At 50.1% G+C, this 24,779-nt stretch carries 23 protein-coding genes and 1 pseudogene; 12 read left to right on the forward strand and 12 right to left on the reverse strand.

The window, feature by feature from the left end:
• Positions 1-37 precede the first annotated feature (37 nt).
• From ypfH to dapA, 6 genes are all read right to left on the reverse strand, one after another.
• Positions 38-736 carry an esterase gene (ypfH, locus tag A7589_RS20855; RefSeq protein WP_000679838.1) on the reverse strand — a complete coding sequence of 233 codons (699 nt, stop codon included), beginning with the start codon at positions 734-736 and terminating at the stop codon, positions 38-40.
• A gap of 73 nt (positions 737-809) precedes the next feature.
• A complete protein-coding gene (tmcA, locus tag A7589_RS20860) occupies positions 810-2,825 on the reverse strand; it encodes a tRNA cytosine(34) acetyltransferase TmcA (protein ID WP_000829306.1) in 2,016 nt (671 codons plus the stop codon).
• A 14-nt stretch (positions 2,826-2,839) separates the two neighbouring features.
• Positions 2,840-3,703, reverse strand: a complete 864-nt coding sequence (gene ypfJ / locus A7589_RS20865) for a KPN_02809 family neutral zinc metallopeptidase (RefSeq protein WP_001267512.1) — start codon at positions 3,701-3,703, stop codon at positions 2,840-2,842.
• A 167-nt stretch (positions 3,704-3,870) separates the two neighbouring features.
• Complete coding sequence (purC, locus tag A7589_RS20870; protein WP_001295467.1) at positions 3,871-4,584, reverse strand: phosphoribosylaminoimidazolesuccinocarboxamide synthase; 714 nt, start codon at positions 4,582-4,584, stop codon at positions 3,871-3,873.
• 212 nt (positions 4,585-4,796) lie between these two features.
• A complete protein-coding gene (gene bamC, locus A7589_RS20875; RefSeq protein WP_010349872.1) occupies positions 4,797-5,831 on the reverse strand; it encodes an outer membrane protein assembly factor BamC in 1,035 nt (344 codons plus the stop codon).
• A 16-nt stretch (positions 5,832-5,847) separates the two neighbouring features.
• The gene (gene dapA / locus A7589_RS20880) at positions 5,848-6,726 is read right to left on the reverse strand and encodes a 4-hydroxy-tetrahydrodipicolinate synthase (protein ID WP_010349870.1); all 879 of its coding nucleotides are present in this window, start codon (positions 6,724-6,726) and stop codon (positions 5,848-5,850) included.
• Positions 6,727-6,872: 146 nt separating this feature from the next.
• Between dapA and A7589_RS20885 the strand changes: the two genes are divergently transcribed.
• Both A7589_RS20885 and bcp read left to right on the forward strand, forming a co-directional pair.
• The gene (locus tag A7589_RS20885) at positions 6,873-7,445 is read left to right on the forward strand and encodes a glycine cleavage system transcriptional repressor (protein WP_000176182.1); all 573 of its coding nucleotides are present in this window, start codon (positions 6,873-6,875) and stop codon (positions 7,443-7,445) included.
• Complete coding sequence (bcp, locus tag A7589_RS20890; RefSeq protein ID WP_001068679.1) at positions 7,445-7,915, forward strand: thioredoxin-dependent thiol peroxidase; 471 nt, start codon at positions 7,445-7,447, stop codon at positions 7,913-7,915. The genes A7589_RS20885 and bcp overlap by 1 nt, the downstream gene beginning before the upstream one ends.
• Before the next feature lie 75 nt (positions 7,916-7,990).
• On the opposite strand, the gene A7589_RS20895 is transcribed toward bcp, so the two are convergent.
• Positions 7,991-9,052, reverse strand: coding sequence for an AI-2E family transporter (locus tag A7589_RS20895; protein ID WP_000892038.1), 1,062 nt, complete (start codon positions 9,050-9,052; stop codon positions 7,991-7,993).
• A gap of 212 nt (positions 9,053-9,264) precedes the next feature.
• Here A7589_RS20895 and bepA point away from each other — a divergent pair, with 212 nt between their 5' ends.
• Positions 9,265-10,728 carry a beta-barrel assembly-enhancing protease gene (bepA, locus tag A7589_RS20905; protein WP_000489665.1) on the forward strand — a complete coding sequence of 488 codons (1,464 nt, stop codon included), beginning with the start codon at positions 9,265-9,267 and terminating at the stop codon, positions 10,726-10,728.
• A 20-nt stretch (positions 10,729-10,748) separates the two neighbouring features.
• Positions 10,749-11,108, forward strand: coding sequence for an arsenate reductase (glutaredoxin) (arsC, locus tag A7589_RS20910; RefSeq protein ID WP_000166462.1), 360 nt, complete (start codon positions 10,749-10,751; stop codon positions 11,106-11,108).
• Between the two features lie 137 nt (positions 11,109-11,245).
• On the opposite strand, the gene A7589_RS20915 is transcribed toward arsC, so the two are convergent.
• The 3 genes from A7589_RS20915 to upp all read right to left on the reverse strand — a co-directional run bounded on the left by A7589_RS20915 (position 11,246) and on the right by upp (position 14,043).
• Positions 11,246-11,947 carry a DnaA inactivator Hda gene (locus A7589_RS20915; RefSeq protein WP_071599018.1) on the reverse strand — a complete coding sequence of 234 codons (702 nt, stop codon included), beginning with the start codon at positions 11,945-11,947 and terminating at the stop codon, positions 11,246-11,248.
• A gap of 94 nt (positions 11,948-12,041) precedes the next feature.
• Positions 12,042-13,331, reverse strand: a complete 1,290-nt coding sequence (uraA, locus tag A7589_RS20920; RefSeq protein WP_010354882.1) for a uracil permease — start codon at positions 13,329-13,331, stop codon at positions 12,042-12,044.
• 85 nt (positions 13,332-13,416) lie between these two features.
• Positions 13,417-14,043: a uracil phosphoribosyltransferase gene (gene upp / locus A7589_RS20925; RefSeq protein WP_001295473.1), complete on the reverse strand. Its 627-nt coding sequence runs from the start codon at positions 14,041-14,043 to the stop codon at positions 13,417-13,419.
• 325 nt (positions 14,044-14,368) lie between these two features.
• On the opposite strand from upp, the gene purM reads away from it, so the two are divergent.
• The 4 genes from purM to ppx all read left to right on the forward strand — a co-directional run bounded on the left by purM (position 14,369) and on the right by ppx (position 19,828).
• On the forward strand, positions 14,369-15,406 hold the full coding sequence (gene purM, locus A7589_RS20930; protein WP_010349865.1) for a phosphoribosylformylglycinamidine cyclo-ligase: 1,038 nt from the start codon (positions 14,369-14,371) through the stop codon (positions 15,404-15,406).
• Positions 15,406-16,044, forward strand: coding sequence for a phosphoribosylglycinamide formyltransferase (gene purN, locus A7589_RS20935; protein WP_001028604.1), 639 nt, complete (start codon positions 15,406-15,408; stop codon positions 16,042-16,044). Before purM ends, purN begins: the two co-directional genes overlap by 1 nt.
• A gap of 171 nt (positions 16,045-16,215) precedes the next feature.
• A complete protein-coding gene (gene ppk1, locus A7589_RS20940; protein WP_010344570.1) occupies positions 16,216-18,282 on the forward strand; it encodes a polyphosphate kinase 1 in 2,067 nt (688 codons plus the stop codon).
• A 4-nt stretch (positions 18,283-18,286) separates the two neighbouring features.
• Entirely contained in the window at positions 18,287-19,828 is a 1,542-nt protein-coding gene (ppx, locus tag A7589_RS20945; protein WP_001121373.1) for an exopolyphosphatase, read from the forward strand.
• Between the two features lie 44 nt (positions 19,829-19,872).
• Here the strand turns inward: ppx and A7589_RS20950 are convergent.
• Both A7589_RS20950 and A7589_RS23010 read right to left on the reverse strand, forming a co-directional pair.
• Positions 19,873-22,115: pseudogene (locus tag A7589_RS20950) on the reverse strand (bifunctional diguanylate cyclase/phosphodiesterase).
• Between the two features lie 181 nt (positions 22,116-22,296).
• Positions 22,297-22,449 carry a hypothetical protein gene (locus tag A7589_RS23010; RefSeq protein ID WP_000019883.1) on the reverse strand — a complete coding sequence of 51 codons (153 nt, stop codon included), beginning with the start codon at positions 22,447-22,449 and terminating at the stop codon, positions 22,297-22,299.
• Between the two features lie 17 nt (positions 22,450-22,466).
• Between A7589_RS23010 and A7589_RS20960 the strand changes: the two genes are divergently transcribed.
• The 4 genes from A7589_RS20960 (at position 22,467) to A7589_RS20975 (ending at position 24,767) form a co-directional block, all read left to right on the forward strand.
• The gene (locus A7589_RS20960) at positions 22,467-22,658 is read left to right on the forward strand and encodes a YfgG family protein (RefSeq protein WP_000075999.1); all 192 of its coding nucleotides are present in this window, start codon (positions 22,467-22,469) and stop codon (positions 22,656-22,658) included.
• 309 nt (positions 22,659-22,967) lie between these two features.
• Positions 22,968-23,486, forward strand: a complete 519-nt coding sequence (locus A7589_RS20965; protein ID WP_010344568.1) for an outer membrane lipoprotein — start codon at positions 22,968-22,970, stop codon at positions 23,484-23,486.
• Between the two features lie 15 nt (positions 23,487-23,501).
• The gene (locus tag A7589_RS20970) at positions 23,502-24,041 is read left to right on the forward strand and encodes a DUF5384 family protein (protein WP_105282583.1); all 540 of its coding nucleotides are present in this window, start codon (positions 23,502-23,504) and stop codon (positions 24,039-24,041) included.
• 99 nt (positions 24,042-24,140) lie between these two features.
• The gene (locus tag A7589_RS20975) at positions 24,141-24,767 is read left to right on the forward strand and encodes an SMI1/KNR4 family protein (protein ID WP_000380482.1); all 627 of its coding nucleotides are present in this window, start codon (positions 24,141-24,143) and stop codon (positions 24,765-24,767) included.
• Positions 24,768-24,779: the final 12 nt, after the last annotated feature.

Raw genomic sequence — 24,779 nt, forward strand, 5'->3', positions numbered from 1 at the left:
GTCCATCACATCGGCCTACGCATCCGACACCTGTCTTTTACATCATTTCAATCACATCATCATCGCCGGGCTTACCGCCGCTTAACGCTTCGTCGAAGTAATGTTTCGGAATGGTATAACGCAAGTGATCCAGGGCAAATTGCATACTGCGATTATCGATCGCATGACCTAAATCCTCCACGATATCCAGCGTCACATCTCCACCGGCGTTAATTAACGCTTCCTGTGCCGCGACCGCATGAGCCAGATCGATAACCGGATCTTCACCACCGTGGATCAGGTGAATTGTTGTAGCAGTAGAAGCTGTTTCCGGCAGGCTGGCATAGCGTCCGTTAAAGGCGATGACGCGTGAGGCAAGACCCGGTTCGGCTTTAATGCTCTCCAGCGCCATAATCGCGCCTTGTGAGAAACCGATCAGCGCCGTAGCGTTAGCCCCTACTCCGCTCTGTTTCTGCCAGTAGCGTACCGTCTCAATAAACGTCGGCATGATGGCATCCACCCGCGCCTGGCGATTCTCTTCCGTTACGCCCTGCACCGAAAACCATTGACGCCCCGCCGGATTACCGCTCGGCTCAGCACCACCGACACTTACCACCAGCGCATCTGGAAACAACGGTGCAAACCAGCTACCGATTTCCCCCATTGCCACCGGATTATCCCCGACACCGTGGAAAAGCAGTAACAACTGTTGGGCAGGTTTATCCGGGCTTTGAACAACAAAATGGTCATGTTTCATGGCGAACTCCTTAACTGATGTCATTAATTTTACGCCGCTGACTCACAATGACCATGGGATAAAATTGAAGGAGTCAGTGAAAAAATTGCCATTGTGTTATGCAATTGCGCAGGCGTTCAGTGCGGACATCATCAAGTGCGAATAGCGCCTGCGCGGCTTCTTCGCGTTGGCGAACCAGCAATGCCTTACGGCCTGAAAGTTTAAGTGTGGTACATAACTGCGCGTCGCTGGCGTTTTTCTGTAAACGTCCGCGCAGCGCCGGTAATGCCAGTTCACTGGTTTGCAGCAGGCGTGTTAAACAACCTAACGACGTTAAAAGGGGGCGATGAGCGAAAGCAAAACCGGTCAGTTCAAGCCAGTCATCATCAGAAAGCATGATGTCGTTTAACGGATCAACCGGGATGCTTTCACCATTCCACTGCATGAGAATTTGCACGTCGCGGCGTAAACGATAATGCTCACGTTGTGCCAGTTGTTTACCCGCTTCGCTCATTGGTAACAGCGCCATCGCCGTATAACAGCCGCTGCTGGCTTCGCGATGATTGCCCATCCGTACCAGCACAAAACCGCAGCGTTGCCAGAAACGCCATAATTCCTCGGTGTAGCCAAAACTCACTGAAAGATAGTCGAGGCTATGCATGTATTGCACTGCGTCAGCAATAAGTTGCTGCCCTGTGCCTTCCCGCTGACGCGCCGGATGGACTGCAATGCGGCTGACACGCCGCCCGCGTAACGTCGCCGCCAGTGGATTGCTGCCGTGTGCCGCCAGCGACTGAGCTACCAGGTTGCCACGCGGGCGACGAAAACCTGCCCAGACCGCCTGACTCAGTTCTTCAGATAATCCCCCTTCATCCACCAGCCACAGCGCCCCGGCAATCTCGTTTTCGCCTGCTGCCTGTAAAAAATGTTGCCCCGGCGCGTCCATCATCCGTCGTAAATCCAGCGGTGAAGTCCGGTAGTGCGCACCAGATAATAACTGGTAAACCTTTAACGGCGTTTCTGGCTCGCTTCGCCATAAAGTCTGTTCAAATGCAGAAATGACGATGTTGCCTTGGGGTACGCGCGTGAAGGTTTCATCGTCAAAAACCAGTGCCTCGCTAACCACTTTTTCCAGCGGGCATCCCTGTGCCCAACGGATCGGCTGTTGCAATTCAAAACGCTGCAAATGCGGGAAGCGGGCGCAAAATTTCAGCAAAAAGCCACGTCCGGTGCCTTCATAGCCCTGCACCGTAGTGGTTAACAAAGTACGCGGAAAGCGTGATACCAGTTGATGTAATAGTGGGGCGGGTATTGCAGCAGCTTCATCGATGACCAGCCAGTCGGCTTTTTCTTCACTGAACAGCAATGCATCCGGCGCAACAAAACGAAACTTATCTCCGGCAAACTGGGCCAGCACATCCGTTGCGGCTCTCGCAGGCGCAGTGACTATCGCTCTGCCCGCAATACGGGAAATGAGTTGCCCTGCCAGCGCCGACTTACCGCGTCCGCGCGCAGCAGTTACCGCTGCCACGCCCGGTGGCATAGTCAGAAGCTGCTGTAGTATCTGTTGTTGTTTCGGTTGCGGTGCGCCGGTAGCGGATTGCCAGTCAGAACGGGGAACAAAATCCGCCAACATTAGTGGCTGGTCTTGTCGCCAGAGAATAGCGTCGTCATCTGCCGCAAGTACACGTTTGAGATGCTGGACAAAATGCGGTGTAGCGATGGGACTGGCGCAATCACTCCAGCGCAGCGAATCAGCATCGGGATGGTTTTCCCATTCTTCCCATACAGGAAGTAACAAAACCAGCCAACTGCCCGCTTTCAGCGTTCCACCAAGCGCCGCAAAGGCTGCGGCATCAAAGCCCTGGCGGGCATCGAATACCGAATGCTGGAACTCGCGCCCAAGTAAAGTTTGTAGCGCCGCTGGCGTACAGTGGTTTTCAGAAGTTGGCTGCGGCGATACCCACAGCCAGTCGCCAGGTAATGCGTCACGCAATTTGAGCGCATGTTCACAACACCAGCACGCATCCCCGCTCAACACCAACAGGCGGCGAATCCCTTCGCGTTTCATTTGCGCTGTTAATGTGTGTAGCGCGGTCAGTTCAGCCATCCCTGCCCCGAAAGTTAAATGCTTTTACCGAAAGTATTGCATTGTGCCGGATCGCCGCTGTCGAAACCACGTTTAAACCAGCTATAGCGTTGTTGAGATGTACCATGAGTAAAGCTGTCCGGCACTACCCGCCCCTGACTTTGCTGCTGTAAGCGGTCATCGCCGATGGCTTGCGCCGCATTCAGCGCCTCTTCCAGATCGCCAGTTTCCAGAACGCCTTGTTGCTGCATACTGTGCCCCCAGACACCGGCAAAGCAATCAGCCTGGAGTTCCATACGCACAGACAAGCGGTTCACTTCCGCCTGCGTCGCGTTTTGTTGCAATTGACGAACTTTCGGCTCAATGCCTAACAGTTTCTGCACATGATGACCGACTTCATGGGCGATAACGTATCCCTGAGCGAAATCACCATCCGCACCCAGTTTGTCTTTCATGTCATCATAGAAAGAGAGATCGATATAGACCGTACCATCCGCCGGGCAATAGAACGGCCCCATAATGGACTGTCCGGCGCCGCAACCGGTGCGCGTCATTCCGCGATACATCACCAGCTTCGGTTGCTGATAAGTCTTACCCATTTTCTCGAATTGCTGCCCCCAGGTGTCTTCCGTGGTTGCCAGAATTACCGAGGTGAATTTTGCCGCTTCGTCTTCATTTGGGCTAATTGAGCGCGTTGATTGCTGTTGGGAAATCGGCTGTCCGGTCATCAACCCAGTTAAATCAACACCATAGTAGCCAGCGACCAGCACCACTACCAGTAAAATCAGCCCACCTTTACCGCTTGGCAGACGGAAACCGGGACCGCCCATTGACGGACCACCAGAGCTGTTTCGCCTGTCTTCAACATTGTCACTTTCACGACGCCCTTGCCAGCGCATAGATACCTCAACAATATATTCATTATAGTGATGATCGTAGGTGCTTCAGAGGAAGATTACCACAGAAAAACGGGAGGAAATGATGGAGGAATGAGCGTTCAATTCACGTCTTACAAGAGCGGTCATCTTGCCGTGCCAGCAGCACGGCAAGATGATGAACAGAAAAATCAGTCCAGCTGTACACCCAGGCGGCGGGCGACGGCTTCATAGGCTTCAATCAGGCCACCGAGACTCTGGCGGAAACGGTCTTTGTCCATTTTCTCCAGCGTTTCTTTGTCCCACAGGCGGCTACCGTCCGGGGAGAACTCATCGCCCAGCACGACTTCGCCTTTGTACAGACCAAACTCCAGCTTGAAGTCGACCAGAATCAGACCGGCATCATCGAACAGTTTTTTCAGCACGTCGTTCGCTTTGTAAGTCAGCTCTTTCATACGCGCCAGATTCTCTTTGCTTACCCAGCCAAAAGTTTCGCAATAAGATTCGTTAACCATCGGGTCATGCATGGCGTCGTTTTTCAGGAACAGATCGAACAGCGGCGGGTTCAGCTCAATACCTTCTTCAATTCCAAGACGTTTCACCAGAGAGCCAGCAGCACGGTTACGTACGACACACTCGACCGGCACCATATCCAGCTTTTTCACCAGACATTCGGTATCGGAGAGCAGACGCTCCATTTGAGTCGGGATACCCGCTTCAGCCAGTTTGCTCATAATGAAGTAGTTGAACTTGTTGTTCACCATACCTTTGCGATCAAACTGCTCAATGCGCGCGCCATCACCTGCTGACGTATCATTGCGGAATTCGAGCACCAACAGATCCGGGTTCTCCGTGCTGTATACGGTTTTCGCTTTACCACGATACAACTCAGCTTGCTTTTGCATCTTTATCACTCCTGGGTGTGAATTAACGTTTTAAAATCTTTTGCTGTCTGGTGTGCCGGATGTTTTGCCGAATGCGGCGCGAACGCCTTATCCGACCTGTGTCCGACAAACAAATTTCGTGCGAATTAACGCTAAAATCGCGTTTTTCTGCCGACGCACACGTTTGCGTATCATATCAGAAAAAAGGGCCGGATTACTCCAGCCCTGTATTTTTACTTGCTAAACGCTGCCTGGAAGACAGATACCAGTGCGTCGTTTTGGCTTTGAGTCAGCGTATGACCTTTCGGATCGATGAACTGCAAGCTGCTGCGGTTATCTAAATCACCGACCTGCAGTTTATAGTCACCGGATGCAAGACCTGGATCGCTCGCGCCCAGTTCCTGCCAGTCGTTGTCAGACAACGGCTTATAGGTCACGGCCATACTGCCCTGCGAACGGGTGCTATCGGTCACTTTCATGCCCACTTTTTCCAGCGCCGCTGGCAGACGTTGCCAAACCACGTTGAACGGCCCGCGAACGACCAGCATTGGTAAGCCTGTGTCATCAGCAGCACTTTGTACGTCCATGGTGGTGGAAGCACGGTTTTGCGCCGCATTAGCCGCGTCGGTCACGGATTTATCCAGACCGGCAGAAATGACGTTCATCATCTCCGTGCTGTAACGCTGCATGGAAGCCGCGTCTGCAACCGGTTTGCCCGCCTGCTCCAGGTTCAGCAGTTTCACCGTTACCGCCTGCTGATAACCCTGCGGTTTAACAGAGATTTGATAACGACCGCGATACTGCTCGTCTTCGTCAAGACGGTTCCATTGCACCCAATCGGTAGTCAGCGTCTGACCAGCATCATCGCGTTGGGTAATGGTGTAGTTTTTCGCCTGCAACACGCTAACAACCTGCGGCCACAAAGTATTGCCACGACCATTTTCTACCAGCAGCGAGGCGGTGTCGCCCGTAAACTGGGTACGTGCGCCGGAAATCAGCGCCAACGGCTGGGCAGGTGGACGAATGTCCAGCGCCTTACCGACAGCACCGCTACCGTTGGTCACCGGTATTGCATAATCACCGGAGGTCACCGGCAAAATCATTCCTGCCGGGGCATGAAGCTCCGCAAGCGGTGCCGCTTCCAGATAGGCTTCATCACCACTCACCTGACGCTTATAGCGTGAGTCAGAACTACAGGCTGCGAGTAACAGAACAAGCGATACACCCGCAACCTTTGCCAGGCGCGACTTTTGAACAGAGTAAGCCATCAAATCTCCCTAAACTTTACAGCAAACCGGCATACTTAAGCGCCGCTCTGACCGTCTCACGACCACTGTCGGTGATTGGAGTCATTGGCAGGCGCAGCGTATCGGTCGCCACAAGACCCAGTTCCTTACATGCCCATTTCACCGGGATTGGATTGGGTTCGACAAATAGTTTGTTGTGTAATGGCATCAGACGCTGGTTAATAACGCGTGCCTCGGCAAAATGCCCTTCTGCCGCCAGTTTGCACATCTGAGCCATATCACGCGCTGCGACGTTAGCCGTAACGGAAATAACGCCATGACCACCTAACTGCATGAAGTCCAGCGTGCTCGCATCATCGCCGCTCAGCAGAACAAAATCGTCTGAAACCAGCTCTTTGATCTGGTTAACACGCGTTAAGTTCCCTGTTGCCTCTTTGATTCCGATAATATTTTTTACTTTCGCCAGACGGCCCACCGTTTCTGGTAGCAGATCGCAGCCAGTACGGGACGGCACATTATACAGGATTTGCGGCAGGTCAGTATGTTCAGCGATGGCTTTGAAATGCTGATACAGACCTTCCTGCGACGGGCGGTTGTAATAAGGGGTCACCGTCAGGCAGCCAACAATGCCACTGTCATTGAAACGCTGTGTCAGGCTAATGGCTTCCGCAGTAGCGTTAGCGCCAGTTCCGGCAATTACCGGAATACGCCCATCAGCCAGCTCCAGGGTCATCATCACCACATCAACATGTTCGTCATGATTCAGGGTAGCGGACTCACCAGTGGTGCCAACAGAAACAATCGCCGAAGTACCGCTGGCGACATGATAATCAATCAGTTTTTTTAAGCTAGCCCGACAGACATTACCTTTTTCATCCATCGGAGTAACAATCGCGACAATACTTCCCGTGAACATGGGCCATCCTCTGTGCAAACAAGTGTCTCAATGGTACGTTTGGTATGGCATTAAAAGCAAGCAGACAGAACCGTTCTGATTGTTGTATGCATGTTTTTTTTATGCTTTCCTTAAGAGCTACTCTCCCCCTTGAAGGAATAACCGGTTTGACACTGTCATCGCAACATTATCTGGTGATCACTGCGCTGGGTGCCGATCGCCCAGGAATTGTGAACACTATCACCCGTCATGTCAGTAGTTGCGGCTGTAATATTGAAGACAGTCGCCTGGCGATGCTGGGAGAAGAGTTCACCTTTATCATGCTGCTTTCCGGTTCATGGAACGCAATCACCTTGATCGAATCAACGTTACCGTTGAAAGGTGCCGAACTGGATCTTTTAATCGTGATGAAGCGCACGACGGCTCGTCCGCGTCCGCCGATGCCCGCATCTGTCTGGGTTCAGATCGATGTGGCAGATTCACCGCATTTAATTGAACGCTTTACCGCACTTTTTGACGCGCACCATATGAACATTGCGGAGCTAGTGTCTCGCACGCAACCTGCTGAAAATGAACGAGCTGCGCAACTACATATTCAGATAACCGCCCACAGCCCGGCGTCTGCGGACTCAGCAAATATTGAACAAGCCTTCAAAGCACTATGTACAGAACTCAATGCGCAAGGCAGTATTAGCGTCGTCAATTATTCCCAACATGATGAACAGGATGGAGTTAAGTAATGAATCCACTGAAAGCCGGTGACATCGCACCGAAATTTAGCTTGCCGGATCAAGACGGAGAACAAGTTAATTTGACCGACTTCCAGGGACAGCGTGTTCTGGTTTATTTCTACCCGAAAGCCATGACCCCCGGCTGTACCGTACAAGCTTGTGGCTTACGCGATAACATGGATGAGTTGAAAAAAGCCGGTGTTGATGTACTGGGTATTAGCACCGATAAACCCGAAAAACTCTTCCGTTTTGCGGAAAAAGAGCTGCTCAACTTTACGCTTCTGTCTGATGAGAACCACCAGGTGTGCGAACAATTCGGCGTCTGGGGAGAGAAGTCCTTCATGGGCAAAACTTACGATGGTATTCACCGCATCAGCTTCTTGATCGATGCTGACGGAAAAATCGAACATGTATTTGACGATTTCAAAACCAGCAATCACCACGACGTAGTGATTAACTGGCTGAAAGAACACGCCTGATTACTTTGCTCCATTCCGTGCTGGCTGCGCTTGCGGCCAGCACACCTCACATCCGGCGATGTAGCGGAATGAAGGTTAATCTTGCGCGATTTGGCCATCGGGCCAGGCATGGATTACCGCTTTAATTAGCGTAGCCAGAGGAATGGCAAAGAACACGCCCCAGAATCCCCACAACCCACCGAAGATCACCACCGATAAAATAATCACCAGCGGATGCAGGTTAACCGCTTCGGAGAACAACACCGGTACTAACAGGTTGCCATCCAGCGCCTGGATAATCAGATATACCGCGAAACAGCTCCAGAATTCAGTGCCAGCACCAAACTGGAATAGTGCCACGCCGACCACCGGAATAGTCACCACAAATGCGCCAATGTACGGAATAAGCACTGAGAAGCCGACCAGCACCGCCAGCAGCAGCGAATAGTTCAGTCCGAAAAGCAAGAACCCCAGCCAGGTGGCGATCCCCACCACAATCATCTCCAGCACCTTGCCACGGATGTAGTTGGTGATTTGCTGATTCATCTCCTTCCAGACCTGGCCTGCCAGCCCACGGTTACGCGGAAGCACCCGACGGACAGCATTCAACATTTGCTCTTTATCTTTCAGAAGGAAAAAGACCATCAGCGGCACCAGCACCAGATAGACGGCAATGGTCAGCAGGCCCACCAGCGAGGCGAGAGAGATTTTCACCACCGAATCGCCCATGGTGAGCATCCGACTGCGCATATTGTCGGCCATCGCATCAATAATGCCCGCATCCATTAACGCCGGATAACGGCGCGGCAACGTGGCGGCAAAATCAGACAGTTTATTGAGCATCCCCGGCATATCGCGGATTAAATAGATGCCCTGCTGCCAGGCGATAGGCAGTACCACGAACGCCATCAGCAGCAAAATACCCACGAAAACCACCAATACAATCGACGTCGCCCAACGGCGGGAACAGCCAATAGATTGCAGGCGCACGGTTGGCCATTCCAGCAAATAGGCCAGCACAATAGCCACCAGCAACGGTGCGAGCAGGCCACTAAAGAAAAAGATAATGCCAAATCCGGCAACTAAAATAACCAGCAAGGCAATCGCTTCCGGGTCGCTAAAACGGCGGCGATACCATTGCATCAACATTTCGAGCATAAAGACCTTCCCTGAACCTCAAGAGCGGGATTGCGATCCGCAATTGTATCGAAATGTCACAAAAAAGACTTCGCTTTTTATGACGGATTCAGGAAACTGAAAAGTCATTTGAGTGGGCTAATCTTCGTCGCTACACTCAAAGGCGGCGCGGTGGGAACGATATTTCACAGTATCGGTCAAATGACTATCTCCAGAAATACAGGACAGAGGTTATGTTCAGGCAGTTGAAAAAAAACCTGGTTGCAACCCTCATTGCTGCTATGACCATCGGTCAGGTAGCCCCGGCGTTTGCCGATAGCGCAGACACTTTGCCGGATATGGGAACCTCCGCAGGAAGCACGCTTTCCATTGGTCAGGAAATGCAGATGGGCGACTATTATGTTCGCCAGCTACGCGGCAGCGCGCCGTTAATTAATGACCCGCTATTAACGCAATATATTAATTCGCTGGGGATGCGCCTGGTTTCACATGCAAACTCCGTTAAGACGCCGTTCCATTTCTTTCTGATCAATAACGACGAAATCAACGCCTTTGCTTTCTTTGGCGGCAACGTGGTGCTGCACTCTGCCTTGTTCCGTTATTCCGATAACGAAAGTCAACTGGCTTCGGTCATGGCGCACGAAATCTCCCACGTCACCCAACGTCACCTGGCGCGAGCGATGGAAGATCAGCAACGCAGCGCGCCGCTTACCTGGGTCGGGGCGTTAGGTTCTATTTTACTGGCAATGGCCAGCCCGCAGGCGGGGATGGCGGCGCTGACCGGTACGCTGGCGGGAACGCGCCAGGGGATGATCAGCTTCACCCAGCAAAATGAACAGGAAGCAGACCGTATTGGTATTCAGGTGCTGCAACGCTCGGGGTTCGATCCGCAGGCGATGCCGACCTTCCTCGAAAAACTGCTCGATCAGGCGCGCTACTCTTCGCGTCCGCCGGAAATTCTGCTGACTCACCCGTTACCGGAGAGCCGCCTGGCAGATGCCCGCAACCGTGCTAATCAGATGCGCCCGATGGTGGTGCAGTCGTCGGAAGATTTCTATCTGGCAAAAGCGCGCACACTGGGGATGTACAATTCCGGACGTAACCAGCTCACCAGTGATTTGCTGGATGAATGGGCGAAAGGTAACGTTCGTCAGCAACGGGCGGCGCAATATGGTCGTGCTTTACAGGCGATGGAAGCCAATAAATACGACGAGGCACGGAAAACGCTGCAACCGTTACTGGCGGCAGAACCCGGCAACGCGTGGTATCTCGATCTGGCTACCGATATCGACCTTGGGCAAAACAAAGCCAATGATGCGATCAATCGCCTGAAAAATGCCCGTGATTTACGCACCAATCCGGTGTTGCAGCTCAACCTGGCAAACGCTTATCTGCAAGGTGGGCAGCCACAGGAAGCGGCTAATATTCTGAATCGCTACACTTTTAATAATAAAGATGACAGCAATGGCTGGGATTTGCTGGCACAGGCAGAAGCCGCGCTAAATAACCGCGATCAGGAATTGGCAGCGCGAGCAGAAGGTTATGCACTCGCAGGGCGACTCGATCAGGCCATTTCCTTGTTGAGTAGCGCCAGTTCGCAGGTGAAATTAGGCAGCCTGCAACAAGCGCGTTACGATGCGCGCATCGACCAGTTGCGCCAGTTGCAGGAACGCTTTAAGCCTTATACCAAGATGTAATTTGCATTAAAGGAAGAACAATGACCAAACAGGTAAAAATCTACCATAACCCACGCTGTTCAAAGAGCCGTGAAACGCTGAACCTGCTGAAAGAAAACGGCGTGGAGCCAGAAGTGGTGCTCTATCTTGAGACACCCGCCGATGCGGCAACGCTGCGCGATTTGCTGAAAATGCTGGGGATGAATAGCACCCGTGAATTGATGCGCCAGAAAGAGGAGCTTTATAAAGAGCTGAACCTGGCTGACAGTTCGCTTAGCGAAGAGGCGCTGATTCAGGCGATGGTGGATAATCCGAAGCTGATGGAGCGCCCGATTGTGGTCGCCAATGGCAAAGCGCGCATTGGACGTCCACCGGAACAAGTGCTGGAAATCGTGGGTTAAGATGTGCCCCATCGCTAGTTAAGGCACATTGCCGGATGCGACGCTTGCCGCGTCTTGTCCGGCCTGTGATTGCATTGGACGCGCTTCGCATAGATCGGATAAGGCGTTCGCGCCGCATCCGATAATAAACACCTTACCTACAGCTTCAGAATCTCTTTCACAAACGGAATGGTCAGCTTACGCTGTGCGGTAATAGACGCATGATCGAGCTGATCCAGTGTCATAAATAGCGTGCGCATCTCTCTGTCGAGCCGCTTCAGCAAGAAGCGTCCCACATCTTCCGGCAGTTCAAAACCACGCAAACGCGCGCGTAACTGTAGCGCCTGCAACTTATCTTCATCAGAAAGTGGCTGCAATTTGTAGATCTGCCCCCAGTCAAGACGCGACGCGAGATCCGGTAATCCCAGATTCAACTGACGCGGTGGACGATCGCCAGTGATCAACAACCGTGTTTTACCCGACTCCAGAATTCGATTGTAGAGATCGAAAATCGCCATCTCCCACAACTCATCGCCGGCAATACACTCAATGTTGTCGATGCAAACCAGCGACAAATGCTCCATACCGTCGAGCACTTCAGGTACAAACCAGGTGCGTTTATCCAGCGGGACATAGCCCACCGCATCGCCACGCTGCGACAATTCCGCGCAAGCCGCATGCAGCAGATGGCTGCGCCCCGCGCCTTCGCGTGCCCAGAGATAGATGTAACCGCTATGTTCCTGACGCAGCACGTTTTGCAGCGCGGCCAGTAGAGAGGAGTTATCCCCCGGCCAGAAACTTGCGAAGGTTTCGTCGTCAGGAAGATAAAGTGGCAAAGAGAGCTGTGCCGGTGTGTTCAGAGATACCTCAACCAGGATTTCACAAAATCGCGAGAAGTTTACCACAGAATCCCATGATGTTTGAACCGGGCAGCAACACTGCCCGGTCAGTACATTATTTGTCTGTTATATCCGCGTCTTCTGCGTCCAGCACCACTTCTTCAGGGCGCAGCACGCTAATCAGTTTGAAGATCAGACTTAAGCCGATACCGACGATAGTCGCCAGCGCCATGCCTTTCAGCTCTGCCGCGCCAATGTTTACCTTCGCGCCACTGACGCCGATGATCAAAATCACGGAAGTCAGGATCAGATTCTGTGCTTTGTTGTAATCCACTTTCGATTCGATCAACACACGAATACCGGAAGCACCGATGACACCGTAAAGCAGCAGCGAAACACCGCCCATTACTGGCAGTGGGATCATCTGGATAGCGGCAGCCAGTTTACCTACACAGGAAAGCAGGATAGCGAGAATCGCCGCGCCGCCGATAACCCAGGTACTGTAAACGCGAGTGATCGCCATAACGCCAATGTTTTCCCCGTAGGTGGTGTTTGGCGTGGAACCAAAGAAGCCGGAGATCACGGTCGACAGGCCGTTAGCAAACATCGAACGGTGCAGACCCGGATCGCGCAGCAGATCTTTTTTGACAATGTTAGCCGTTACTACCAGGTGCCCTACATGTTCGGCAATAACCACTAACGCCGCTGGCAGAATAGTCAGAATGGCGAACCACTCGAAGCGCGGCGTATAGAGAGTTGGCAGAGCAAACCAGTGAGCATTAATAATCGGCGTGGTATCGACAATTCCCATTGCGAAAGAGAGCGCGTACCCCACCAGCACGCCAATTAAAATCGGGATAATGGCCAGGAAACCACGGAACAGCACGGAACCTAAAACCGTGACCGCCAGCGTGGTAATAGAAATGATGATGGTTTTGGAATCTGGCGTTTGCCCTTCAGCCGGGAGTAAACCGGCCATACCAGCAGCTACGCCCGCCAGCTCCAGACCAATGACGGCAACGATTGCGCCCATTGCCGCAGGTGGAAACAACACGTCCAGCCAGCCAGTTCCCGCTTTCTTCACGATGAAAGAGACCAGACAGAACAGCACGCCACACATAATAAAGCCGCCCAATGCGACTTCATAACCCAACGGCAACAGTAACAATACCGGTGAAATAAAGGCAAAGCTGGAGCCGAGATAAGCCGGGATTTTACCTTTACAGATGAAGAGATACAGCAGCGTCCCGATACCGTTAAATAACAGTACGGTCGCCGGGTTAATATGAAATAAGACGGGCACCAGGACGGTTGCACCAAACATGGCGAACAAATGTTGCAAACTAAGCGGGATTGTCTGTAAAAGTGGCGGTCTTTCACTCACCCCGATAGCACGGCGCGTCATAGTATATTCCTCTGTATTATGTGTTATAGGCGCTTTACTCAAAAAAAAGCCGACTCTTAAAGTCGGCTTTAATTATTTTTATTCTTTATTTTGTACCAAAGATTTTGTCACCGGCATCGCCAAGCCCCGGAATAATGTATCCGTGCTCGTTCAATCCCTGGTCAATTGATGCGGTATACAGCTCGACGTCCGGGTGCGCTTTTTCCAGCGCAGCGATACCTTCTGGCGCAGCCACCAGCACCAGCACTTTAATGCTGCTGCAGCCCGCTTTTTTCAGCAGGTCGATGGTCGCGATAACGGAACCACCAGTTGCCAGCATTGGGTCAACGATCAGCGCCATACGCTCATCGATGTTAGAAACCAGTTTCTGGAAGTACGGTACTGGTTCCAGCGTTTCTTCATTACGGTACATACCGACTACGCTGATGCGCGCGCTCGGAACGTTTTCCAGCACGCCGTCCATCATCCCCAGACCGGCGCGCAGAATTGGCACCACGGTAATTTTCTTACCTTTAATCTGGTCGATTTCCACCGGGCCATTCCAGCCCTCGATGGTTACTTTTTCAGTTTCGAGGTCAGCGGTCGCTTCGTAAGTCAGCAGGCTACCCACTTCGGAAGCGAGTTCGCGAAAGCGCTTGGTGCTGATATCTTGCTCACGCATCAGTCCCAGCTTGTGTTTGACGAGTGGGTGTTTGACTTCCACGATCTTCATACTCTTTCTCCTTTGAGGGGCAGCCACAAAAAAAATCGACGGATTATACCTCCTTTCTTTAAGGCGGCAATATTATTTTCGTTGATTTTAGTCAAAACCATAAAAATTTTAGATAAAGTTATTTCATAATCAAACAGTTAATAACGATAATTATCCTGGAAAAAAATCATTCATCCCCTCTATGTACACCTTTTTTTGTCACTCTCTCGGTAAAAAGAGGTTAAAAAAGGTTGTGTAAAGCAGTCTCGCAAACGTTTGCTTTCCCTGTTAGAATTGCGCCGAATTTTTATTTTTCTACCGCAAGTAACGCGTGGGGACCCAAGCAGTGACCGATAAAACCTCTCTTAGCTACAAAGATGCCGGTGTTGATATTGACGCGGGTAATGCTCTGGTTGGAAGAATCAAAGGCGTAGTGAAGAAAACGCGTCGCCCGGAAGTGATGGGCGGTCTGGGCGGCTTCGGTGCGCTGTGTGCGTTGCCGCAAAAATATCGCGAACCCGTGCTGGTTTCCGGCACTGACGGCGTGGGCACTAAACTGCGTCTGGCGATGGACTTAAAACGTCACGACACCATTGGTATCGATCTGGTCGCCATGTGCGTTAATGATCTGGTGGTGCAAGGCGCTGAACCGCTGTTTTTCCTCGACTATTACGCAACCGGAAAGCTGGATGTTGATACTGCTGCATCAGTGATCAGCGGCATCGCCGAAGGTTGTCTGCAATCGGGCTGTTCGCTGGTGGGGGGCGAAACGGCAGAAATGCCGGGGATGTATCACGGTGAAGATTATGACGTTGCTGGTTTCTGCGTTGGCGTGGTAGAAAAATCAGAAATCATCGATGGTTCTAAAGTTAGCGACGGTGATGTGCTGATTGCGCTCGGCTCCAGCGGCCCGCACTCGAACGGCTATTCGCTGGTGCGCAAAATTCTCGAAGTCAGCGGTTGTGATCCACAAACCACCGAACTCGACGGCAAACCATTAGCCGATCATCTGTTGGCACCGACCCGTATTTACGTGAAGTCAGTACTGGAGTTGATCGAAAAGGTCGACGTGCACGCTATTGCGCACCTGACCGGCGGCGGCTTCTGGGAAAACATTCCGCGCGTATTGCCGGAAAACACCCAGGCAGTGATTGATGAATCCTCCTGGCAGTGGCCGGAAGTGTTCAACTGGCTGCAAAGGGCAGGTAATGTCGAGCGCCATGAAATGTATCGCACCTTCAACTGCGGCGTCGGGATGATTATCGCCCTGCCTGCTCCGGAAGTGGACAAAGCTCTCACTCTGCTTAATGCCAACGGTGAAAACGCGTGGAAAATCGGTATCATCAAAGCCTCTGATTCCGAACAACGCGTGGTTATCGAATAATGAATATTGTGGTGCTTATTTCCGGCAACGGAAGTAATTTGCAGGCAATTATTGACGCCTGCAAAACCAACAAAATTAAAGGCACCCTACGGGCAGTTTTCAGCAATAAGGCCGACGCGTTCGGCCTTGAACGCGCCCGCAAAGCCGGTATTGCAACGCATACGCTCATCGCCAGCGCGTTTGACAGTCGTGAAGCCTATGACCGGGAGTTGATTCACGAAATCGATATGTACGCTCCCGACGTGGTTGTACTGGCCGGTTTTATGCGCATTCTCAGCCCGGCGTTTGTCTCCCATTATGCCGGGCGTTTGCTGAACATTCACCCTTCCCTGCTGCCAAAATATCCCGGTTTGCACACCCATCGGCAGGCGCTGGAAAATGGCGATGAGGAACACGGTACATCGGTGCATTTCGTCACCGATGAACTGGACGGTGGTCCGGTTATTTTACAGGCGAAAGTCCCGGTATTTGCCGGTGATACGGAAGATGACATCACCGCCCGCGTACAAACCCAGGAGCACGCCATTTATCCGCTGGTGATTAGCTGGTTTGCCGATGGTCGTCTGAAGATGCACGAAAACGCCGCGTGGCTGGATGGTCAGCGTCTGCCGCCGCAGGGCTACGCTGCCGACGAGTAATTCCCTCGTAGTTAAAGCGCCAGCCCTGCCGTTGGCGTTTTTCAATTCACCTGTAAATTGCAGGCTCCAGCAGTTTTTTTCTCCCTTTTCTGGCATAGTTGGACATCTGCCAATATTGCTCGCCATAATATCCAGGCAGTGTCCCGTGAATAAAACGGAGTAAAAGTGGTAATGGGTCAGGAAAAGCTATACATCGAAAAAGAGCTCAGTTGGTTATCGTTCAATGAACGCGTGCTTCAGGAAGCGGCGGACAAATCTAACCCGCTGATTGAAAGGATGCGTTTCCTGGGGATCTATTCCAATAACCTTGATGAGTTCTATAAAGTCCGCTTCGCTGAACTGAAGCGACGCATCATTATTAGCGAAGAACAAGGTTCCAATTCTCATTCCCGTCATTTGCTGGGTAAAATTCAGTCCCGCGTGCTGAAAGCCGATCAGGAATTCGACGGCCTCTACAACGAACTGTTGCTGGAGATGGCGCGCAACCAGATTTTCCTGATTAATGAACGCCAGCTCTCCGTCAATCAACAAAACTGGCTGCGTCATTATTTTAAGCAGTATCTGCGTCAGCACATTACGCCGATTTTAATCAACCCTGACACTGACTTAGTGCAATTTCTGAAAGATGATTACACCTATCTGGCGGTAGAAATTATCCGTGGTGATACCATTCGTTATGCGCTGCTGGAGATCCCCTCAGATAAAGTGCCGCGCTTTGTTAATTTGCCGCCGGAAGCACCGCGCCGACGCAAACCCATGATTCTTCTGGATAACATTCTGCGTTACTGCCTTGATGATATTTTCAAAGGCTTCTTTGATTATGACGCGCTGAATGCCTATTCAATGAAGATGACCCGCGATGCCGAATACGATTTAGTGCACGAGATGGAAGCCAGCCTGATGGAGCTGATGTCTTCCAGTCTGAAGCAGCGTTTAACCGCAGAACCGGTGCGTTTTGTTTATCAGCGCGATATGCCCAGTGCGCTAGTTGAGGTGTTGCGCGAAAAACTGACTATTTCCCGCTACGACTCCATCGTACCCGGTGGCCGTTATCATAATTTTAAAGACTTTATTAATTTCCCCAATGTTGGCAAAGCCAATCTGGTGAATAAACCACTGCCGCGTTTACGCCACATTTGGTTTGATAAAGCCCAGTTCCGTAACGGTTTTGATGCCATTCGCGAACACGATGTGCTGCTCTATTACCCTTATCACACTTTTGAACATGTGCTGGAACTGCTACGCCAGGCCTCGTTCGACCCAAGCGTACTGGCGATTAAAATTAATATTTACCGCGTAGCGAAAGATTCGCGCATCATCGACTCGATGATCCACGCCGCTCACAACGGTAAGAAAGTCACCGTGGTGGTTGAGTTACAGGCGCGTTTCGACGAAGAAGCCAACATTCACTGGGCAAAACGGCTGACTGAAGCGGGCGTACACGTGATTTTCTCTGCGCCGGGGCTGAAAATTCACGCCAAATTGTTCCTGATTTCGCGTAAAGAAAACGGTGAGGTTGTGCGTTACGCGCATATCGGAACCGGGAACTTTAATGAAAAAACCGCGCGTCTTTATACCGACTACTCGCTGCTGACCGCCGATGCGCGCATCACCAACGAAGTACGCCGGGTGTTCAACTTTATTGAAAATCCATACCGTCCGGTAACTTTCGATTATTTAATGGTGTCGCCGCAAAACTCCCGTCGTTTGCTGTATGAAATGGTGGACCGTGAGATAGCCAACGCTCAACAAGGGCTGCCTTGCGGTATTACCCTGAAACTGAATAACCTGGTCGATAAAGGTCTGGTCGATCGACTGTATGCGGCCTCCAGTTCCGGCGTGCCGGTGAATCTACTGGTACGCGGAATGTGTTCGCTGATCCCCAATCTGGAAGGTATTAGCGACAATATTCGTGCTATTAGTATTGTCGATCGTTACCTTGAACATGATCGGGTTTATATTTTTGAAAACGGCGGCGATAAAAAAGTTTACCTTTCTTCCGCCGACTGGATGACACGCAATATTGATTATCGTATTGAAGTGGCTACACCGCTACTCGATCCCCGACTGAAGCAGCGGGTGCTGGACATCATCGAAATTCTGTTCAGCGATACAGTCAAAGCGCGTTATATCGATAAAGAACTCAGTAATCGCTACGTCCCCCGTGGTAACCGCCGCAAAGTACGGGCGCAATTGGCGATCTACGACTACATCAAATCACTCGAACAATCTGAATAACCCTATGCCAATACACGACAAATCCCCTCGTCCGCAGGAGTTCGCTGCGGTCGATCTTGGTTCAAACAGTTTCCACATGGTCATTGCCCGTGTGGTGGATGGCGCAATGCAGATTATTGGCCGCCTGAAACAACGGGTGCATCTGGCAGATGGTCTGGGGCCAGATAATATGTTGAGTGAAGAAGCGATGACGCGTGGCTTAAACTGCCTGTCGCTGTTTGCCGAACGCCTGCAGGGGTTTTCTCCTTCCAGCGTCTGTATTGTCGGAACCCATACGCTACGTCAGGCGCTGAATGCCACTGACTTTCTGAAGCGAGCAGAAAAGGTTATTCCCTACCCGATTGAAATTATTTCCGGCAACGAAGAAGCGCGTCTGATTTTTATGGGCGTGGAGCATACCCAGCCGGAAAAGGGCCGCAAACTGGTTATTGATATTGGTGGCGGCTCAACAGAACTGGTGATTGGTGAAAATTTCGAACCGATTCTCGTGGAAAGTCGCCGGATGGGTTGCGTCAGCTTTGCCCAGCTTTATTTCCAGGGCGGCATCATCAATAAAGAGAATTTTCAGCGCGCACGCATGGCGGCAGCGCAAAAACTGGAAACCTTAACCTGGCAATTCCGTATCCAGGGCTGGAATGTGGCAATGGGCGCTTCCGGCACCATTAAAGCTGCTCATGAAGTGTTGATGGAAATGGGCGAGAAAGACGGGATAATTACCCCGGAACGTCTGGAAAAACTGGTAAAAGAAGTTTTACGACACCGTAATTTCGCATCACTGAGTTTACCGGGTCTTTCCGAAGAGAGGAAAACTGTCTTCGTTCCAGGACTGGCGATTTTATGCGGTGTGTTTGATGCCTTAGCCATCCGTGAACTGCGCCTTTCTGACGGGGCGTTACGCGAAGGCGTGCTGTATGAAATGGAAGGACGTTTCCGCCATCAGGATGTGCGTAGCCGCACCGCCAGTAGTCTGGCTAACCAGTATCACATCGACAGTGAACAGGCCCGACGGGTGCTGGATACCACCATGCAGATGTACGAACAGTGGCGGGAACAGCAACCGAAACTGGCGCATCCACAGCTCGAAGCATTGCTGCGATGGGCCGCTATGCTGCATGAAGTCGGGTTGAATATCAACCATAGTGGTCTGCATCGACATTCTGCATATATTTTACAAAACAGCGACTTACCGGGATTTAATCAGGAGCAGCAGCTGATGATGGCGACACTGGTACGCTATCACCGTAAAGCGATTAAACTCGACGATCTGCCGCGCTTTACCTTGTTTAAGAAGAAACAGTTCCTGCCACTGATTCAGCTATTGCGCCTTGGCGTATTGCTCAACAATCAACGTCAGGCGACTACCACGCCGCCAACATTAACGCTGATTACCGATGACAGCCACTGGACCTTGCGTTTTCCGCATGACTGGTTTAGCCAGAACGCGCTGGTATTGCTTGATCTGGAAAAGGAACAAGAATACTGGGAAGGCGTGGCTGGCTGGCGGTTAAAAATTGAAGAAGAAAGTACGCCTGAAATCGCGGCTTAATATAAAATGAAAACGGGCCAACATGTTATGTTGGCCCAAATAAATTACGCGCTTTCCCGGACAGGTTCTCTTTCACCCAACATCGCCACTAACGGCTGCGGTTCACCAATCAAAAAGCCTTGCAGGTAATCAATACCCAAAGAGTGAACCGCCTGGCGAATCTCTTCATTTTCAACATATTCCGCAACCACTTGCATTTTCTTCATTCGCGCCAGATGACAAATTGATGCCACTATCTGGTAATCCAGACTATTCGAGACAATATTGCGTATGAAGCTGCCATCAATTTTTAATAAATTGGCATTCACATTTTTTAGCCGCGCATAACTGGCGTAGCCGGTGCCGAAATCATCAATTGCAATTTGGCATCCTAACTCCTGAAGATGCTGCAGCGTATTCTGTGCTTGCTTAACATTGGTCAGGGTATTACTCTCGGTTACCTCAAAGATAAGCTGCCACGCTTCTATTTGATATTTATTCAAAAATTTACTGACATCTAAAGGGAAACTCGCCTGACAAACGGAAGTGGGCGACAGGTTAATAGCAAATCGGCGAGCAGGCATTTTTTCTCTATTTTCCGCCATAAATTGCAGTGTATGCTCGATAACCCACATGTCGATGCTGGACGATAAGCCAAATTCATGCGCGACCGGTAAGAAATTGTCAGGATTGATGAGTTCGCCATTCTCTCCTTTCATGCGCAGCAGAATTTCATGATAAACATCACCGCGCACCCCTGTAATCGGCTGAGCCATCAGGCAAAAATCGTTATGCTCGAGCGCCTGTTGTAGCCGATTCATCATCGCCACCTTGTCTTTCAATTCACGTTGTAAATACATTGCCCCGCGACGCTGCATATTTTCCGGGGTATTGGTCACGATAGAAAGTTCGGCAACCGTATTTAGCTCCCCCAGCAGCAGATATATATGATTAACCGGTGAGCGGACATAGCAATAACTGACGCCAATCTGAGGCTGTAACGGCATTCCATCCCAAAAGAAACGAAACTGCTTCAGATGATTATCCAGCGTGGTAATGCGCTCCTGGTATGATTCTGTATTCAGTCGCAACGCAAGGTCGTTACCGGAAAGCTGATAAACAGCTTCGCCCGGTTCCAGCAACGGTGTCAGCCAGTGTGAAAGTTTTTGTTTATATTGAATGCGTAGCATGATACCATAGTTCTTTACCAGCATTTCCATGCCAGGGATGCGTAAATAACATAGCGCGGACCATGGTGCATCACGCAACGCACGGTTCAGGGCGCGAATATTTGGCAGATGAACAACCGGATCCACATATGCAAGCCGCTGAATGCGTCTGACCACCGCTCGCTGACGGGTTGCCAGAACAGCCATATAATTGACAATAAAAGAAAATACCAGATAACTGGAGGAAGTTATGGTCAGTTGCGTGGTATATCCAGGATAAAGGGGAATGTAGTTCTGATAGCTGTGAATGCTGATCATCAGCACTACCGCCCAGAGCAGCGATATAAACTTATAGCCATAGCGCATTGCTCCCCACATCATCAGCGGTAGCAATAACGATAACGTATAGTTGGTGCTAAAAATTGTGCTTTTTTCATTTAACGGCATACATAGCAACAACAACAACGCACCCATGCAAGCAACCAGATCGCAAATTCTTTTTTGGTAACCTTTTTGTCAACCTGCTGTTTTAATTGCGAATAATAGCTACGTAAATAAAACGGATTCCGCACCACCCGAATGATGAAGTAGCACAATGGGACGCCGATAAGATTACCTACCAGCAAGGCCTGGTAATTGATTAATGTCCCGAGGTTAAAGGGCATAACCCCTACCAGATTGTCTCTGCTTGCCAGTAACCCTACAAACGCAGCAAACTGGAAAAGTACCAGGAACAACGTTGCCGGAAAAACAATCTGCCAGAAAATTCGCTGGGAAATTAGGCGGGTATCCCCATGTGAAACGTTGTTACGCCGGGGAGAAAAAACCCTGTAACCACCCCAACAAATAATGACAATGATAATAAAATTAGTCGTTAACGAAAGCGTTTCATACAGGCCAAGCTCCGCATACTTACGAACAAAAATGCCTAATGCTATACCCGGTAATGCTGCCCAGTTAAAAAACATCATCATGCTGATCATCAGAGCCAGGGGCAGATAAAAGAGAAAAACTTCACCGGAGGAAATATGCGCAAAAGTATTTATTTGTGCGAAAACGGGCAAGATTAAAGAAGGCAGGATCAGCGGAAGCCCCCACCATTTATCACGTATTTTTATATAAGTTGCATTCAGTTTCATAGATGCTCAACAGAATTCCCCACATCCTGAAAGGGGTGTATTCAGACAGGCATCCCACCTGAATTCGACGGATGATTATTCATCACTATAGAGAGTATCGATTCTAAGTGTCATATGAAAGTTCCAATTGATATATATCAAACAAAACAACCCTGATTAATGAATTATTACGTTTATCATGTTAAGCCATCATCATTACATCATTATTGTAAATAATTAAATTAACTTCCATAACATTGGAATATGTATCCACTGACGCTTTTTTACATAATGAAGAATTGACCATTTTGCCCAGGTGTGCCTTAATGTAAGTACCGTCCACAGAGTGGGACATACTTCAAGGAACCTTTTGTGAGTCAGGCAACCAGTATGCGAAAACGACACCGATTTAACAGTCGCATGACCCGTATCGTACTACTCATCAGCTTTATCTTCTTCTTTGGTCGCTTTATCTACTCGTCTGTGGGTGCCTGGCAGCATCATCAGAGCAAAAAAGAAGCGCAGCAATCCACACTCTCTATCGAATCCCCGGTACAACGTTAGCGGTTACCTTCTCCATTTTAACTTAGCAAGACGGCGCATTGCTGCCCGATGTTTTTGCTCTTTGTAGTTAACAAAGCGGCAGGCATTCTTTCACCTTAAATTTCACCCATTGTCCTGACTGACGTAGATCCTGCCTAAGAAGTAATACGCTCTAAATTAATACATATATTTAAATTATATTTCTTTAATAATTTATTTTCCGCGTGAATTTTAATAAATTTAATCTATTAGTTTATACACAATACATTTACTTTCCTCTTTTGATGATCTTAAATATCTTATTTTTCGTAATGTGTATAACAAGGAATAGTGATGAAATTTAAAAAATGTCTTCTGCCTGTGGCAATTTTAGCGTCATTCACCCTGGCAGGATGCCAGTCAAATGCTGACGATCATGCCGCCGATGTTTATCAAACCGATCAACTGAATACAAAACAAGAAACCAAAACCGTTAATATTATTTCCATTCTTCCCGCCAAAGTTGCCGTAGACAACTCACAAAATAAACGGAACGCACAAGCCTTCGGCGCACTTATTGGGGCCGTCGCTGGCGGCGTTATCGGCCATAACGTCGGCTCCGGCAGTAACTCCGGAACGACGGCAGGGGCAGTTGGCGGCGGAGCCGTAGGTGCGGCGGCTGGTTCTATGGTGAATGATAAAACATTAGTGGAAGGTGTTTCTTTAACATACAAAGAAGGCACCAAAGTGTATACCTCCACCCAGGTGGGTAAAGAATGCCAGTTCACGACGGGTTTAGCCGTTGTTATTACCACTACGTATAACGAAACGCGTATTCAGCCAAATACAAAATGTCCTGAAAAAAGCTAATAATCAGGAGGATTCATGAAGAAGGTTTTACTTTGCGCCATCTTAGCCGCCTTAAGTAGTTCAACTTTCGCCTCTTCATTACAGGATCAACTCTCTGCTGTCGCAGAAGCGGAACAACAAGGTAAAAATGAAGAGCAAAGGCAGCATGACGAATGGGTAGCGGAGCGCAACAGGGAAATCCAGCAAGAGAAGCAACGGCGTGCAAATGCGCAGGCTGCAGCAAATAAAAGAGCGGCAGCAGCAGCAGCGGATAAAAAAGCTCGCCAGGATAAACGGGACGCCGAGGCCACTGCGGATAAAAAGCGCGATCAAAGTTATGAAGATGAGCTGCGCAACTTAGAGATTCAGAAGCAAAAACTGGCGCTGGCAAAAGAAGAAGCCCGCGTTAAGCGTGAGAACGAATTTATCGATCAGGAACTGAAGCACAAAGCCGCGCAAACCGATGTTGTGCAATCTGAAGCTGACGCTAACAGGAATATGACTGAAGGCGGCCGCGATTTGATGAAGAGCGTGGGTAAAGCAGAAGAGAATAAATCGGACAGTTGGTTTAATTAATTGATGTCAGTAACTTCAAGCCTATGATTTGTGAGGATTATGGGCTTTTTTATTGCAATATACGTTTCTAACTCTCCTTCATTTAGAGCAGGGTATGACATGGATACAAATGCTACAACTCCACAATTTGACAATGATATACCTCCTCTGATTTGGCCCGAATTTATTGATTTTAAAGCACGCATAGGCTGGTGGCGAGCCTGTGCCCTTGCCTGGAGTGCAGAGTGGAACCGACTCTCGCCCATTTCCCCTGTTCCCGCCAGTGAAATTGATTCACTCGAACAACGCTTGGGTTGTGCAATCCCCCCATTACTTCGCACGTATCATGAACACATTGGCACTCTTGAACTAGCGGAAACGCTTTGCAGTGTACAACCTGCCTCTTATGTGGCAATTGAACCATTAATCGACGCGTACCCAGGGATTACAGATCTTCTGGAAGATCTTCCTGATAGTGATGAACTGAGGAATCTTGTCGACCAACTTATCGCTTTTGGCGACTATTTGGGGAATGGAAATTTGTGGTGTTTTCACCGGGTAACAGGCGAAGTCTGGTATTTTGATCACGACTGTCCACCGATGCTGACACAAATGTTCAGTGATGTTGGTCAGTATCTCGACCTGGTCATGTTTAAATGTCTGCTCACAGTGCATGGTGAGGAAGATAATGAAGAAATGTTACGCGAGAAATTAGGTGATGCGTTGGTGGAAAAATGGATGTATTAAGACAGAGTAGTA

The organism is Escherichia sp. MOD1-EC6475 (assembly GCF_003046645.1).
Classification (GTDB): domain Bacteria; phylum Pseudomonadota; class Gammaproteobacteria; order Enterobacterales; family Enterobacteriaceae; genus Escherichia; species Escherichia ruysiae.